Genomic DNA, 16,024 nt, shown 5'->3' on the forward strand with positions numbered 1-16,024 from the left:
ACCATTCAGCAATCCCCTGTCATGGAAACCTTTCGTTAAGAAACCTTTGTCAAAGGTGAAACAACTTGGGGGCCGCACATGAACGAGGCGGCCTGAAGCCTCCGGGCTTACGAAACATGACGTTGATCGACTGAGCTCTTGTTGAACAGCACCCATTCAAGGCAGCCTCCGGCTGCCTTTTTTTTGCCTGCCGTGCAGCGTTCCGGCGGCTCTGCCCCGTCGATAGGGATCAGCCAGCCAGCACACGTTGCGACGGGAAGGTGATCTCGACAAGCGTGCCTTCGTTCGGCGCCGAATTGATCGAGAATGTCGCCCGATTGGCATCCACCATCGCCTTGGTCAGCGGCAGGCCGAGCCCGGTGCCGTCGCCGCGATGGCGTGACTGGGTCGAAGAGACCTGGCGGAACGGCTTCATCGCATGGTCGAGTTCGGCGCGCGTCATGCCGATGCCGGTATCGCGAACCCTCAACACCACGCTGCCATTCGCCTCGTAGGAGGTGGAAACGACGATCTGTCCGCCAGACGGCGTAAAGCGGATGGCGTTCGACAGGATGTTGAGCGCGATCTGCTTGATCGAGCGCAGATCGGCTACGACCTCGGGCACCGAATGGGACAGCGCCGTGCGGATGATGACGCGCTGGCCGTTTGCCTGCGGCTGGACGAGGGCGACGGCCTCTGAGACCGCCTCGTTGAGGCCGACGGCGGCGAAGTCAAGATCCATCTCGCCCGCCTCGATCTTCGAAATATCGAGGAGATCGTTAACGATATCGAGGACGTGCCGGCCGGAGCGGCCGATATCGTTGGCATATTCGATATATCGGGGATGGCCGATCGGACCGAAGCGCTCGCCGGCCATCATGTCGGAAAAGCCGATGATGGCGTTGAGCGGCGTGCGGATTTCATGGCTGACGCGCGCGAGGAAATCGGTCTTGTGGGCGTTGGCGGTTTCGGCCGCGCCCTTGGCATTGCGCAGCTCATCCTCGGTGCGTTTCCACTGGGTGATATCGCGGATGACGGCGCAATAACCGTTCGAGGAGGTAAGCCGGCCCATCGTCATGAACAGCGGCACGAAGCCGCCGCCGGCCTCGCGGCCGATCACTTCGCGCCCGTCGTTCAGCACGCTTGCCACGCCGTGGCCGGCAAGGCCGTTCAGATAGTCGAGGACGGCTTTCTGGCTCTCATGGGCAAACAGCATGACGAAGGGTTTGCCGCGCGTCTCCTGCTCGTCGTAATTGAACAGCGCGCTCGCCGACCGGTTCATCGAACGGATATCACCCTCGGTGCCGATGACGACGACGCCGTCGGTCGCCGTTTCCAGGATCGAGCGCAATTCCTCGACCTCGACCTGAAGCTTGGCGACCTTCTCGACCATCCGCTCCGGACGCGCTTCGGACCGGTTGCTGTCGCCGCGGCCATCCTCCTTGCCTTCCACCGGCATCAGCGCCAGCATCAGAGCATTGGCATCTTCCCAGCGCACCGATTGCAGCCGCGCGGTCACCGGTGTCAGCGTGTCGTCGGCCTTGACCAGCATCATGGTGCCGGAACCGGCTGCCTTTTCCTCAAGTTCGCGCCGCTGCAGCAGGGCTTCGATACCGCCAACCTCACGCAGCGCGTCGAGCGACTGGTAGCCCGTCAGCCGCATGAATTCGGGATTGGCATGGATCAGCGCATCGCCGACATGGATAAGCACCGCGACGGGCAATTGGTCGACCGTTCCGGCCGAAAGCCCGTCAATCATCTTCACGCGCGGCGGGATGAAGCTTGTGAGAACCTCGATCTGGCTGACCGTCTCCTCGAGCCCTTCCGTCGCCTCGTCCTCGGTGATGGCGGCGGGTTCTTCCGCGGCGCCGTCTTCGCGCAACGACTCGGCCGCCTTCTCGAAGATCGCTTCCTGCGGCGCAATCTCCTCGGCCGAAGCTGTGTCGGCCGTATCGGCGCCGGGCGTTTCGCCGGTGAAGGCTTCGGGCGCCGCGCTTTCTTCGAAAGCCGCCGGTTCCGTGGCGGTGGCGCCCGTCGGCGCCGGGGTGTCGGGCTCCTCCCTGCGGGCGCCGAAGGCTTCCAGGCGCTTGGCGATTTCGCGGAAGTTCGCCTGTTCGGCGGCCGTCAATGCGGCGCCTGTGCTGTGAAGCTGCACCACCTTGTCGGTGGAACGGCGATTGGGCGTTTCCACGATGCGAAGCGCCGGGGGGTCGTCTGCGGCATCGGCCGCCAGCCCTTCACCGGCGCTCTCCTGCACCTCTTCGGCGGCGCTCTCCCGGGTGGGCGGCTCGAAGCCGGCCTCCCCTCCGGCCGCTTCGAAAGGCGTCTCTTCGATCTGAGGGTGGTCCTCGATCACGTCCGCCGCGATCGTTTCTGCCGGGGCCGCTTCGGGCGCGGCGTCAATCTCGTGTGCCGGTTCGCTGATAGCGTCGGCCGCCGGGCCGGGGCCTGCCGCATCATGGCCGACACCGTCCGGGCCAAGCGTCAGGCCGAGCGCCAGCGGATCCTCCTGCGTATCGGAAAGCCTGACGACGCCGAAGCCGCGGAAGCCGTCGAAGTCGCGGCTGCGGGTATAGGTCGGCAGTGCGGCGAGATCGACCGGAACGACGAGGCTGGTGCCTTCGACCGGCCAGAGGATCGTCTTCCCCGACCATGTGTCGCGGCGCGCAAGGGCCTCGGAAATCTTGCCGTCGGGGTCGAGATTGAAGAGAGCGGCGATGTCGCTGAAGGCAGAGCCGATGATAGCGGATGCATGCGGACCGACGGCCTCGGCAAATTCGTGACTGACTTCGTTGAACCGGCCTTCCGCATCGATCTTCCAGACGAAGCGGGTGGCGCGGCTGTTCGGCCTGAAGACGAAACCAGGCTCGGGCGCAAGCGACGCGGGAGGGGGCGCGTCGGCTGCGATGGCCGGCTCTTCGCGCGCGGCGTCCGGCGCCTCATCGCGCGGCATTTGGCTGGTCTCGGCGGGTGTCCCCGCCATCGCGGTCGCTTCCGCCGTCTCGTCGGCGGAATGGCTCGCGGCCTCATCGACGGGCGCCGCGGGCTGGTCGGCCTCATCCATGCGGCTCTCGGTCGCGTCGTCGTTCTCCGCCGCTTCCTTTGCGGTCGGATTCTCGTCCGCAACCGCCGCCTCTGCGGTGGTGGCAGCCGCCTCGGCCGGCTGTTCCCGGTCGTCGGCGATCTCCTCCAGTGTCTCCTCGACCTCTTCGATTCCCGAGACGGCATTGACGATCTCGCCGAAGCCGGTCGCCGCAGCCGCCTCTTGCGGAGGAAGTTCGGATGACGACGTGCCTTCTTCCCTCGCCGGCGCGTCAGCCGCCTGCGGGGGTGCATCGACTGCGTCGAGCACGGGCGCATCGGTCGGATCCAGATGACCGATCGCGGTTTCCACGGCAAAGAGCAGATTGAGCGCCGGCTCGTCGCTGAGCCTGCCGACTGCTGCCGGAAGATAACCCCTGCCGGTGGCGACCGGGCGCTTCACCAGGCGATCGGGATGCGCGCCGGCAAGATTGATCAAGGCCTTTGCGGTCTCACCTGATATGGCGAGCGAGGCGAAGCCGGGCGAGGCCGCGATGACCTCGCCATTGGCGCCGATGACGGCCATATGCGTGTCGGGATCATCGAGACCTTGCAGCATCTGGGCCGCCGCAGCGCCCGCCGTTAGCGGCCTTGCCGACACCGGCACGGAAAACAGAATAGCCTTCTCGCCTGATGAAAGCCGGATCAGTTCGGCCGCCGCCTGCACCTGCACGCGCTGGAAGCCCTTGGCGACCCGGATCATCAGGCTTCTGTTGTCGCCGATATCGGCGAGCTGACGCGCCGCCGTTTCCAGCTGGCGAAAGGTGATGTCGGTGCGATCGGCTCCCTGGTCGAGCAGGTCGTAGACCGCCGAATGGCCGAAAAGCTCCGCGCCTGCGCCGTTTGCCCAGAGCAGGCGGGCAAGATCGGCCGAAAATAGCACCATGGCCTCGCCGCGCGAAAAGCGTTCCCGCACCCGCGCATGCACGGCGATATCGATGAACGGATATTGGACTGCGGGCATGATCAAACCTTGTCGCTGTCGGCCTTCTAAATTAACGGCTTATTAATAACTGCAGGTCGCACGCCGGTCCAGAACAGCGGGGTGCTTTCAGCCGAAAGGGTTAACGACTTGTGCGTCGCACAATTTATGTTGCAATGCACAATGAAATATTCTATATAGACGTCATTCGATGATCGCAGGCAGCAACTGCCTTAGCCCAAAGGAATGCGACCCATGGCTACCATAAAGACCGATGATGTTTTTTCAATCGCTTCTTTCGACCCGTCCAAGCTGGCTGAATCCTTCCGCGAATTCGCTGAAAAGGGCGCCCAGCAGTCGAAAGACGCCTATGCCAAGCTGAAGACCGCTGGCGAGGAAGCCGGCAAGACGCTCGAAGCCACCGTCCAGACGGCACAGGCCGGCACCGTCGAGATCGGCCTGAAGGCGATCGACGTCCTGCGCGTCAACGCCGAAACCTCGCTCTCGCACATGGAAGCACTGCTCGGCGTCAAGTCCCCGGCTGAATTCTTCGAACTGCAGACCTCCTTCCTGCGCAAGCAGGCCGAACTCGCCGTCGAACAGGCGAAGTCGATCCAGGAAACCACCAAGCAGGTTGCCGAAAAGCTCGCAAAGCCCTCCAAGGAAGCCGCCGAAAAGGCCATGGCATCCTTCAAGGTTGCCTGATCGGTTTTACCATTGCGTGACAAAAGGCTGGACCCCGCGTCCAGCCTTTTTGTATATTGATGAGGAATGGGACTTGAATTCATCGCCAAGTCCTCGTATGTGACCCCCGTCGCGTCAAACGCGATTTATGCGGTTGTAGCTCAGTTGGTTAGAGCGCAGGTTTGTGGCACCTGAGGTCGGAGGTTCGAGACCCCCCAACCGTACCATTTCTCTCTAGGTCAGCTCCCTATCAGACAAATCGTTCTGGCTGACGTCATTTCGACCGAAAAACGTACAGACGTTTGACTGTATCTGTAGTGATGCCGCACCGAGGCTGGCTTGCCTTGCCAAAAAGCACGGGCTTTCACGTATGGGATGGTAGGCGAGGCGCCTCTCCTGACCAGATGGCAACATCCCGAAGGCAAAGTGAGCAGCGCTTAAAAAGAGCCTACGCTTCCGGAGAATTTGCTGCCTATTTGCCACATCAGCTCGAACATTCAGGAAGCACAACCCACTCGTATGGTGCCATACCTCTGGGTGAGCTACATATGCGGCACGCAGCAGCGAGCTCCGCAATTGCAACAATCCGCCACTTGATCCGGAACGATGCCCCACGCAAGCAAAATTGCCAAGGATGCGAACCGCGAAGCCGATCCGCGGCAAGAGAGGCGTAGACAACATTCAGGGGCGCTTAAACAATTCGGACCTCGTTTTCCCGATAAGCGTGGAGACTTACTAAATTTTAGCAGATGACCGTAACTTCAATTTAAGTGCCGTCATGCGAGCAATTGCGCAGGTTCGGACGGGCAGGGCGCAGGATCCTGGAATATGTCTTCTAGCCTTTGTTAGAGGTTGCGGTGGAAGCGCCTCATAAGCGCTAGTCGCCAAGATCAAAAACCTTCTCGAACATAAATAAAGCTTTTGGTTGAATTTCCTCTTCAAATGGAGCAGAGGAAATTGGCATTAGGCGCGGCCGAAATGGAATAGGCAACGGGGATTTTATGACGAACCTCATTACTTTTATTAAGTACGTCGACACGACTGGGGATCAAAAAATTGACGGGCTTATCAGCGGCGTTGCCTGGGACGGCACGATAACCTATGCGTTTCCCACCCTTTCGACATCGTATTCCTATGAGGGCGAGAAAGATTTCGACTTCTCGTCGATTTCTTCGCAACAGCAGTCTGCAGCCTTGTTTCTTATGGAGCAATCCTACGGAAACGCGGCAAATGACGGCTTTTCGGTTGAGGGATTTACGAACGCGAACTTTGAGGCGGGAGGCGCCGATACCGCATCCGTGCGCTTCGCTCAGTCGTCCCTGCCTCCGACGGCATGGACCTATTATCCGGGTAATCGCAGCTACAGCGGCGATGTCTGGTTCGGAACCGAATATGCCGGCACAGAAGATGACCTTCGCTTTCCGGGGTTCGGCAACTATGCGGGCCACACCGTGGCGCATGAGTTGGGTCACGCTCTCGGTTTGAAGCATGCTCATGAACCGGATGACGCCAATACGACAGTTGTTCCGAGTGCGTATGACTCGGTCGAATACACGATCATGACCTACCGCACCTATGTCGGAGACAATTTGAGTGGGTACAAGTATGAGCATGATGGCGCGCCGCAAACCTTCATGATGCTCGACATCGCCGCCCTGCAGGAAATGTATGGTGCGGACTACACCACGAACAGTGGCGATACCGTCTACAAGTGGAATCCCGACGAAGGCATCACCTATGTCAACGGAGTGGCGGCCATCACGCCCGATGCCAACCGGATCTTCGCAACAATCTGGGACGGTGGCGGTATCGATACCTATGATTTGAGCGCTTATACCACCGCCCTCAAGATCGACCTGCGAGCAGGCGGATACTCGGTTTTTTCCCAGGACCAGTTGGCCGATCTGTGGGGTGGTCCGAACAATGGCTACGCCCGCGGCAACATTTTCAACGCGCTTCTGTTTCACGGCAACGTTGCGTCCTTGATCGAGAACGTTCAGGCCGGCTCCGGCAACGACAACATCACAGGCAACGAAGCGAACAATACGCTTTGGGGCAATGCCGGGAATGATTCGCTTTATGGCGGCGCCGGCGCTGACACATTGATCGGCGGAGTTGGTTCCGATTGGATGGTGGGCGGGGCGGGCAACGATCTCTATGCCGTCGACGATAACTTCGATTTTGTGATCGAGAGTGCGAACCAGGGGACGGACACCGTTCAGACGGCGCTTTCAACCTATACGCTCCGCGACAATGTCGAGATCTTGACCTACACAGGGTCCGCCAGCTTCACCGGCACCGGCAATGCGCTCGCCAACACGATCACCGGCGGCGCCTTCAACGACACGCTGAATGGCGGGGCTGGTGCGGACACCTTGATCGGTAGTGCGGGCGACGACACCTACATCGTCGACAATGTTGGCGACAGCGTCACCGAAGCCGCCAATGAGGGGATCGACACTGTTCGCGCGACATCGGCAAGCTATACGCTTGCCGCCAATCTCGAGAACCTCACCTATATCGGCACGGCAGCCTTTACCGGGACGGGCAATGACCTTGCCAATACGATCAGGGGCGGGGCAGGTGCCGACACCTTGGACGGGAAGGGCGGTGCGGACAGCTTGATCGGCGGTGCGGGCAACGACACCTATATTGTCGATACCCTTGCCGACGTGATCACCGAAGGGCTGAATGAAGGAGGCGATCTGATCAAGACGACGCTTTCTTCCTATGCCTTGACCATCAATGCCAATGTCGAAAACCTGACCTTCATCGGCACCGGCGATTTTACCGGGACTGGAACCAGCATCGCCAATACGATCACCGGCGGCGCTGGCAACGATGTTCTGGACGGCGGCGCCGGCAATGACACGCTGAATGGCGGCGGCGGCAACGACATCTATATGGTCGACAGTGCGGGCGACGTGATCAACGAGGCGGTCAGCGCCGGCACCGACGAAATCCGCACGGCGCTTGCAGCCTACTCGATCGCCGCCTTGGTCAATGTCGAGAACCTCACCTACACTGGATCCGCCAGCTTCACCGGCACCGGCAATGCGCTCGCCAACACGATCACCGGCGACGCCGGCAACGATACGCTGAATGGCGGAGCCGGTACGGACAGCTTGATCGGCGGTGCGGGCGACGACACCTACATCGTCGACAATGTCGGCGACAGCGTCACCGAAGCCGCCAATGAGGGAACCGACACGGTTCGCACGACATTGGCAAGCTATACGCTTGGCAGCGATGTCGAGAACCTGACCTATATCGGTACGGTAGCCTTTGCCGGAACGGGCAATGATCTCGACAACACCATTCTGGGCGGGGCAGGTGCCGATACCCTGGATGGGAAGGCCGGTGCGGACAGCTTGATCGGCGGTGCGGGCAACGACACCTATCTTGTCGATGACGTTGGCGACGTGGTCACCGAAGGGCTGAATGCAGGAACCGATCTGATCAAGACGGCGCTTTCAAGCTATACGCTCGGCAACAATGTCGAGAACCTGCTCTACACGGGATCCGGCAGCTTCACCGGCACCGGCAATGCGCTCGTCAACACGATCATCGGCGGCGCCGGCAACGACACGCTTGACGGCGGCATCGGCAATGACACGCTGAACGGCGGCGCCGGCACCGACACATTGATCGGCGGCGTCGGTTCCGACACGATGTCGGGCGGGACGGGCGACGACATCTATGTGGTCGATATTGCGACCGACGTGGTGATCGAGAATGTCAATGAAGGGACGGACACGATCCGGACGGCGCTTGCCGGCTATACGCTCGGCAACAATGTCGAGAACCTGCTCTTTACGGGCTCCGCCAGCTTCACCGGCACCGGCAATGCGCTCGCCAACACGATCACCGGCGGCGCCTTCAATGACACGCTGAATGGTGGGGCAGGTGCGGACACCTTGATCGGCGGTGCGGGCGATGACACCTATATCGTCGACCATGCCGGTGACATCGTCACCGAAGCTGCCGACGAGGGAACCGACACGGTTCGCACGACATTGGCAAGCTATACGCTTGGCAGCGATGTCGAGAACCTGACCTATATCGGTACGGTAGCCTTTGCCGGAACGGGCAATGATCTCGACAACGTGATCACGGGTGGCGCTGCCGCCGATACGCTTTCGGGCGGCGTCGGCAACGATACGCTGAATGGCGGGGGCGGGGCCGATCGTTTGATCGGTGGTGTTGGCGACGACACCTATATCGTCGACAATGCCGGCGACCTCGTCACCGAGAACGCCAATGAGGGGATCGACACGGTTCGCACGACCCTGAGTGCCCACACATTGGCGGCCAATGTCGAGAACCTCACCTATATCGGAACGGCAGCCTTTACCGGGGCAGGGAATCTGCTCGACAACGTCATCACAGGTGGTGTCGCCGCCGACAAGCTTATAGGCGCTGCGGGCAATGACACATTGATCGGCGGGGCTGGCTCCGACACGATGCTGGGTGGGATTGGCGACGACATCTATGTGGTCGATATCGCAACCGACGTGGTGATCGAGAATGTCAATGAAGGGACGGACACGGTCCGGACGGCGCTTGCCGGCTATACGCTCGGCAACAATGTCGAGAACCTGACCTATACCGGCTCCGCCAGCTTCACCGGCACCGGCAACGCGCTTGATAATACGATCATCGGCGGCGCCTTCAATGACACGCTGAATGGCGCAGCAGGTGCGGACACCTTGATCGGTGGTGCGGGCAACGACACCTACATCGTCGACAATGCCGGCGACATCGTCACCGAAGCCGCCGACGCCGGGACCGATACGGTTCGCACGACACTGGCGAGCTATACGCTTGCTGCCAATGTCGAGAACCTCACCTTTATCGGATCTGGGACGTTTATCGTCGGAACAGGGAATGCATTGGACAACATTATCGTCGGCGGCAGTGGTTCGAATACGCTAACGGGGGGTGCCGGCAATGATACCCTCACTGGCGGAGCGGCAACCGACGTCTTCATTTACTCGCCGAACTGGGGCCATGATACGATCACAAACTTCGTCGCAACCGGCTCAGCAAGTGACGTGATCTCGATCGATGACAGCATTTTCGCCAACTGGGAATCGCTTTTTGCGGCAACTGAGCAGTCCGGGAATGATACAATTATCAGAGCCGATGCCGATAACACCATAACGCTAACAAATGTTGCTCTTTCAAGCCTGCATTCGTGGGACTTCTTCTTTGCGTGATCCTTGCTCGGACCTCGCGGCGCATTTTTTTCGGGAAGGGGCTGAACCCGTAACGGCGTGAATCAAGTCCGGCGGATATTGACGGACGTCGGTGCGGGCGTAGCTCTTTCGATCAACGGTAGGCACGGCAGCGGGGTTAGAGAGCATGTCGCGCAAAAGTGCAGCGTGCAATCTGCAGGTGCAGGCTCGAAACCAGGATCCTGTCGATTAAATGGAACCCATGCCATCCCTCACCGTTCTCCAAGCTGACGGGAGAATACGCATGTCGAAAACGCTGCTCTACGGCGCGACCAAGATCGACGAGACGAACGGCGCCTATTCGCCGATCGAAAGCCTGGCCGCATTCCAGTGGAAGAATCGCGTCTTCATTCTTTTCGCCGACAGGGACAATGCCCGCGCGGCGCGCCAGGAAAACCAGCTGCTGGCCGACCGCAGCGCGGTCGATGAGCGCGATATGGTGGTGCTGAAGGTCTCGGGCGGCAAGGTGCGGGCGCTTTTCGGCGCCGCCGATGGCCTCGACGGCGAAGTGATCCGCCGCGATCTCGATGCGCCGGAGACCGGTGAATTCGCCGCCTTCCTTGTCGGCAAGGACGGCACCGTCAAGCTCAAGGTCAGCGAGCCGATCACCAATGGCGAGCTCTTCGCCATCATCGACAGCATGCCGATGCGCGCTGCCGAGACGCTGAAGTCGGACAAATAGTCCCGACGAACATCGCAAACATAAAGGGAGGCGGTCATGTCCGTGCCCAACGAACCCATTCCCGATCAGCCGCCGATGCCGGCGCCCGGCTGGAAGCCGGTGCCGCCGATCACCGAACCGGAGCCGGACCGACTCCCTGACGAAGCTCCTGTTCCCAACCCCGATGAGAACGACGAGCCGGCCAAGCACGTTTCGGGAATTTAAAGGAAGATGTGGCGCTCGGCACGGACGAGTTCCTGTAGGAAGTCGACGACACTGCGGACGCGGACGAGGTCGCGCGCGGTTTCGTGATAGGTCGTCCAATAAGCCCGTCGGATCGAAATGTCAGGCAGGATGCGCTGCAGTTCCGGATATTGTCGGGCGATATAATCGTGCAGGATGCCGATACCCGCGCCTGATCGCACCGCCTCCGTCTGGCCAATCGCCGTCGAGATTTCAAAGCCGGCGTCCCAGCTGCGCATTACCTCGCCGGAGAAATTCAGCGAGGCGGTGAAGATCAGATCCTCGACATAGCCGATGCGCGGATGCGCCTTCAGCGCTTCGACATCGCCGGGTCTGCCGTTCGAGGCGATGTAGTCGCGCGAGGCATAGAGGCCGAGTGTATAGTCCGTCAGCTTGGAGGAGACGAGCCGGCCCTGTTCGGGACGTTCCAGCGTGATGGCGATATCGGCCTCACGCTGCGACAGCGAGAAGGAGCGCGGCACCGGCACGAGCTGGATCTTCAGCTCCGGATGGCGCTCGATCAGCCTGCCCATGCGGGGTGCCAGGAAGGAGACGCCGAAACCATCGGGTGCGCCGACGCGCACCGTCCCGGCAATCGCCGTGTCGGTGTGGCCGAGATTGGCCTGCGCCGCGAGCATTTCGGTTTCCATCCGCTCGGCGGCATTAAGGAAGATGCCGCCTTCAGCCGTCAGCTCGCAGCCATTCGTCCGGCGCACGAAGAGCCGCGTCTTCAGCGCCTCTTCGAGTGAGGTCAGCCGACGTGAAAGCGTGGCGTGGTTAAGCCCCAATCGCTTTGACGCGGCGAGGATCTGGCCGGTTCGGGCGATGGCGAGGAAGATGCGAACGTCGTCCCAGTTCATCACTTGGCCCGCATTGCAATCGGATCGACATCGATCAGCGTCAGCGACGTCACCATGCCGGCCGTCTCGCTCTTATATTTGAGGAAATGCGGTGTCCGCAGATGCGCCTCATAGGCCTCCTGGTCGGCGTAGACTTCGAGAATACGAACGCGGTTTGGAGCCTCTCGGATGGAAACAGCGCTGAGTGAAAGGACACCCTCTTCCAGCGTGACCGAAGCCTCGATCTCCTCCGTCAGCAATGCCCGATAGGCGTCGAGCCTGTCGGCGGCGATCGCCACATCCGCCATTCGCACGACCGGATTTTGGCTCATCGATTGACCCTCCCTGAGTTTGACTTGTCCGCATGCCGCTCCAAGTTTGGGAGCAGCAGCGCCTGCATCAGAACTATAAATTGTGCACAACGGTTGCTTATATCATCGTGTTGATTTGTGCAAATTGAAGTGCGAATGTAGGCCATCCAAACAGGAGGAACATTCATGCGTGAGATCGGACATTTCATCGGCGGCAAGCAGGTCGCCGGCACCAGCGGCCGGGTCAGCAACGTCTACAATCCGGCGACCGGCGAAGTGCAGGCGACCGTCGCCCTCGCCAGCGTCGAGGAGCTTCGCGCCGCCGTCGAGAACGCCAAGGCCGCGCAGCCGAAATGGGCTGCCACCAACCCGCAGCGCCGCGCTCGCGTCTTCTTCAAGTTCGTCGAGCTCCTGAATAAGCATATGGACGAACTTGCCGAATTGATTTCGAAGGAACACGGCAAAACGATCGAAGACGCCAAGGGCGACGTCATTCGCGGCCTCGAAGTCTGCGAATTCGTCTGCGGCATCCCGCATCTCGCCAAGGGTGAGTTCACCGAGGGCGCGGGTCCGGCGATCGACATGTATTCGATCCGCCAGCCGGTCGGCATCGGCGCCGGCATCACTCCTTTCAATTTCCCCGGCATGATCCCGATGTGGATGTTCGCGCCGGCGATCGCCTGCGGCAATGCCTTCATCCTGAAGCCTTCCGAGCGTGATCCCTCCCTGCCGATCCGTCTTGCCGAACTGATGATCGAGGCCGGTCTTCCGGCGGGCATCCTCAATGTCGTCAACGGCGACAAGGGCGCCGTCGACGCCATCCTCACCGATCCGGATATCGGCGCCGTTTCCTTCGTCGGCTCCACGCCAATCGCCCGCTACGTCTACGGCACGGCGGCGATGAACGGCAAACGCGCCCAGTGCTTCGGCGGCGCCAAGAACCACATGATCATCATGCCGGATGCCGATATGGACCAGGCCGTCAACGCGCTGATGGGCGCGGGCTACGGTTCGGCCGGTGAGCGCTGCATGGCGATCTCGGTTGCCGTTCCGGTCGGCGAAGAGACCGCCAACCGCCTCGTCGAGAAGCTGACGCCGAAGATCGAGTCGCTGCGCATCGGCCCCTATACCGACGACAAGGCCGACATGGGCCCGCTCGTCACCAAGGAAGCCTATAACCGCGTTCGCGGCCTCATCGACCGTGGCGTCGAGGAAGGCGCCAAGCTCGTGGTCGATGGCCGCGACTTCAAGCTCCAGGGTTATGAAGACGGCTATTTCGTCGGCGGCTGCCTGTTCGATCACGTCACGCCTGAGATGGACATCTACAAGACCGAGATCTTCGGACCCGTCCTCTCCGTCGTTCGCGCCCAGAACTACGAGGAAGCGCTGTCGCTGCCGATGAAGCACGAATACGGCAACGGCGTCGCGATCTATACCCGCGACGGCGACGCCGCCCGCGATTTCGCCTCGCGCATCAATATCGGCATGATCGGCATCAACGTTCCGATCCCGGTTCCGCTCGCCTATCACTCCTTCGGCGGCTGGAAGGCATCGAGCTTCGGCGACCTCAACCAGCACGGCACGGATTCGATCAAGTTCTGGACGAAGACCAAGACCGTCACCGCCCGCTGGCCGTCCGGCATCAAGAGCGGCGCCGAATTCGTCATGCCGACGATGAAGTGACCGGACACATCGATCTGCAATTCGGGGGCCTTTCGGCCCCCGTTTTCGATTTAAGGTTGTTGATTTCTGCGCCTCTTTGCTTTTCAGATAATGCGTCCACCGCGATTCCCATCAAGGGTGGTTGGGCAAGTGTGCTGGGGGAAGCAAAGATCATGGATAACAGAGTGTCCGCGGGCTCCGCGGCAAATGCGTTCGAGCGTGCCCGGTTCACCGGCACGGCGTCCGAATATTTCGGCATCTGGATTGTCAATGTCCTGCTGACGATCGTAACGCTCGGGATTTATTCCGCCTGGGCGAAAGTGCGGCGAAACCGTTACTTCTACGGCAACACCGTCCTGCTCGGCCGCGCTTTCGAATATCACGCCACCGGCAAGCAGATCCTCATTGGCCGCCTCATCGTCTTCGCTTTCATTGTTGTGGCCAACATTCTCGCGACGATCCATCCGCTGTTCTCACTTGTAACCACGATCCTGGTGCTCATCGCTCTGCCCTGGCTGATCGCCAGAGGCCTTCGTTTCAACGCCCGCGTGACGAGTTACCGCAACGTACGGTTTGATTTCACCGGCACCGCCGGCGGTGCCTTCGTCTCTGTGTTGCTCGGAGGATTCGTCGCTTTCCTGTCGCTAGGCCTGCTTGCGCCCGTCGCCAGCCGTTGGCTCAACCGCTATATCCTGAACAATCTGCGCTACGGAAACCGGCCGTTCCAAACCGATCCTAGGGTCGGAGCGCTTTATGGTGCGCTCGTTGTCCCGGCGCTGATAGTCGTGGTGGGAGCGGTCCTTGTCTCTACGCTTGGTTCGACGATGATTGGATGGCTTCAGGCCTATAACGCAGATGGAGTCAGGAGCGAACTCGGTGATGCCTTAACGGCGGTCGGACTATACGCAATCTTCTTCACTGTCTTCATCGTGTATGGTCTTGCGAGCATCATCTATCGGGCTGACGTCCATAACATGGTGTGGTCGTCGACGTGGATTGATGGCCGGCACAAATTGCGAAGCGATCTTTCTCCAGTGCGCTATGCCTGGATAGCCATATCAAATGTCTTTGTCACAGTGCTCACCCTCGGCTTGATGCGTCCCTGGGCGGCGGTCCGCCTGGCGCGTTATGTTGCCGAGCACACGGCAATCCGCATCGACGGCGAAATCGGGGAAGTTTTCACGCAGATTCAAACGACAGGTGCGGCCATCGGTGCGGAATATATGAGCATGGAAGGGATCGATTTTGGTTTCTGACACAGAGACCATTGCCAAGGGGGAATGGTTTCCGCCGCATTCGAGCGGCGCCGTTCCCGCGCGCCTGCGGTCGCGCGGCGGCCGCCTGGTCGCCGTGACCGAAGAAGACGCAATTCTTTCTGACGGCGATGCTGGGCAAGTCTCCTTCACGCCGCGTGTCGGGTCGATCCCGCGGCGCGCCGTCTTTGCCAATGGCTCGGTTTTCGAAAGCGCGGACAACGATGCCATCGATGCTTTCCTTCGCGGCGCGGGCAGAAGCGGCTGGGTGCATCGGCTGGAAGAATTTCATCCGCGCATCTTCGTCTTCGTGATCGCCGTCCTTCTGCTTGCCGTTGGAATCTACCGTTATGCACTGCCGGCCCTGGTCGAAGTCGCCATCTTCGTGACGCCACCTGTCGTCTCCGGGGCGATATCGTACGGCGCTCTCAACACGCTGGATAATACCGCGATGAAGCCGAGTCGCCTGACGGACCTCCGGCAGGCGGAAATTGCCGGTCTCTTTCGGCAGGTGGCCGCCAATGCCGAGGGCGGCGCCGAGCGTTACGTGCTGAATTTCCGCGATGGCGGCCTGATCGGTGCCAATGCTTTCGCGCTTCCGGACGGCAATATCATCATCACCGATCAACTGGTGGACCTGGCGGGTGGCGACGATGAGATGATATCAGGCGTTCTCGCTCATGAGATCGGCCATGTCGAATATAAACATAGCCTCAGGCAGCTCTATCGCGCGGCGGGCGTCGCCGGTCTCGTCATGCTGATTGCCGGCGATATCGGTTCCGGGGTCGAGGATATCCTGACCCAGGGCGGTGGCCTGCTCGCATTATCCTATTCCCGCAACGCCGAAGCCGAAGCCGACCGGCGCTCCGTCGAACTGATGGGCGAGGCCGGCATGAACCCGGCCTCGATCGCCCGGTTTTTCGACCTGCTGGAGGAAGAACTCGGCGATCGCTCCGGCACCAGCATGCTGTCCAGCCACCCCGGCACGCCCGAGCGCAAGCAGGCAATCCTGGATTATGCCGGCGCTCTGAAGCAGGATTGATCTCGCGGCAAATGGCCTCATAAGCTGAATGCGAATTTCATATTTTGGAATTGTTCAAAACTACCAAACCGCCTATATACGTCTGAACAGGCACGAGTCAGGAGATCGGC

At 60.6% G+C, this 16,024-nt stretch carries 10 protein-coding genes and 1 tRNA gene; 8 read left to right on the forward strand and 3 right to left on the reverse strand.

What is annotated here, in order from left to right:
- Positions 1-229: 229 nt before the first annotated feature.
- Positions 230-4,024 (reverse strand): ATP-binding protein, encoded by a 3,795-nt coding sequence (locus NL154_RS01805; RefSeq protein WP_434733480.1) that lies wholly within the window; start codon positions 4,022-4,024, stop codon positions 230-232.
- A 213-nt stretch (positions 4,025-4,237) separates the two neighbouring features.
- Between NL154_RS01805 and NL154_RS01810 the strand changes: the two genes are divergently transcribed.
- The 5 genes from NL154_RS01810 (at position 4,238) to NL154_RS01830 (ending at position 10,789) form a co-directional block, all read left to right on the forward strand.
- Positions 4,238-4,687 carry a phasin gene (locus tag NL154_RS01810; protein ID WP_210629149.1) on the forward strand — a complete coding sequence of 150 codons (450 nt, stop codon included), beginning with the start codon at positions 4,238-4,240 and terminating at the stop codon, positions 4,685-4,687.
- A 129-nt stretch (positions 4,688-4,816) separates the two neighbouring features.
- Positions 4,817-4,893 (forward strand) — tRNA-His (locus NL154_RS01815).
- Between the two features lie 774 nt (positions 4,894-5,667).
- Positions 5,668-9,885, forward strand: coding sequence for a M10 family metallopeptidase C-terminal domain-containing protein (locus NL154_RS01820; protein ID WP_434733481.1), 4,218 nt, complete (start codon positions 5,668-5,670; stop codon positions 9,883-9,885).
- 262 nt (positions 9,886-10,147) lie between these two features.
- On the forward strand, positions 10,148-10,585 hold the full coding sequence (locus tag NL154_RS01825) for a DUF4174 domain-containing protein (RefSeq protein WP_210629147.1): 438 nt from the start codon (positions 10,148-10,150) through the stop codon (positions 10,583-10,585).
- Positions 10,586-10,621: 36 nt separating this feature from the next.
- A complete protein-coding gene (locus NL154_RS01830) occupies positions 10,622-10,789 on the forward strand; it encodes a hypothetical protein (RefSeq protein WP_210629146.1) in 168 nt (55 codons plus the stop codon).
- Here NL154_RS01830 and NL154_RS01835 read toward each other — a convergent pair.
- Entirely contained in the window at positions 10,786-11,667 is an 882-nt protein-coding gene (locus tag NL154_RS01835; protein ID WP_210629145.1) for a LysR family transcriptional regulator, read from the reverse strand. The genes NL154_RS01830 and NL154_RS01835 overlap by 4 nt on opposite strands.
- Positions 11,667-11,978, reverse strand: a complete 312-nt coding sequence (locus NL154_RS01840; RefSeq protein WP_210629144.1) for a putative quinol monooxygenase — start codon at positions 11,976-11,978, stop codon at positions 11,667-11,669. The genes NL154_RS01835 and NL154_RS01840 overlap by 1 nt, the downstream gene beginning before the upstream one ends.
- 165 nt (positions 11,979-12,143) lie before the next feature.
- Here NL154_RS01840 and NL154_RS01845 point away from each other — a divergent pair, with 165 nt between their 5' ends.
- From NL154_RS01845 to NL154_RS01855, 3 genes are all read left to right on the forward strand, one after another.
- The gene (locus NL154_RS01845; RefSeq protein ID WP_221146734.1) at positions 12,144-13,640 is read left to right on the forward strand and encodes a CoA-acylating methylmalonate-semialdehyde dehydrogenase; all 1,497 of its coding nucleotides are present in this window, start codon (positions 12,144-12,146) and stop codon (positions 13,638-13,640) included.
- 152 nt (positions 13,641-13,792) lie between these two features.
- Positions 13,793-14,875 carry a YjgN family protein gene (locus NL154_RS01850; RefSeq protein ID WP_221122639.1) on the forward strand — a complete coding sequence of 361 codons (1,083 nt, stop codon included), beginning with the start codon at positions 13,793-13,795 and terminating at the stop codon, positions 14,873-14,875.
- Positions 14,865-15,914 carry a M48 family metallopeptidase gene (locus tag NL154_RS01855; RefSeq protein WP_221146733.1) on the forward strand — a complete coding sequence of 350 codons (1,050 nt, stop codon included), beginning with the start codon at positions 14,865-14,867 and terminating at the stop codon, positions 15,912-15,914. Before NL154_RS01850 ends, NL154_RS01855 begins: the two co-directional genes overlap by 11 nt.
- Positions 15,915-16,024: the final 110 nt, after the last annotated feature.

The organism is Rhizobium sp. YTUHZ044, from assembly GCF_051123975.1.
Lineage (GTDB): Bacteria > Pseudomonadota > Alphaproteobacteria > Rhizobiales > Rhizobiaceae > Rhizobium.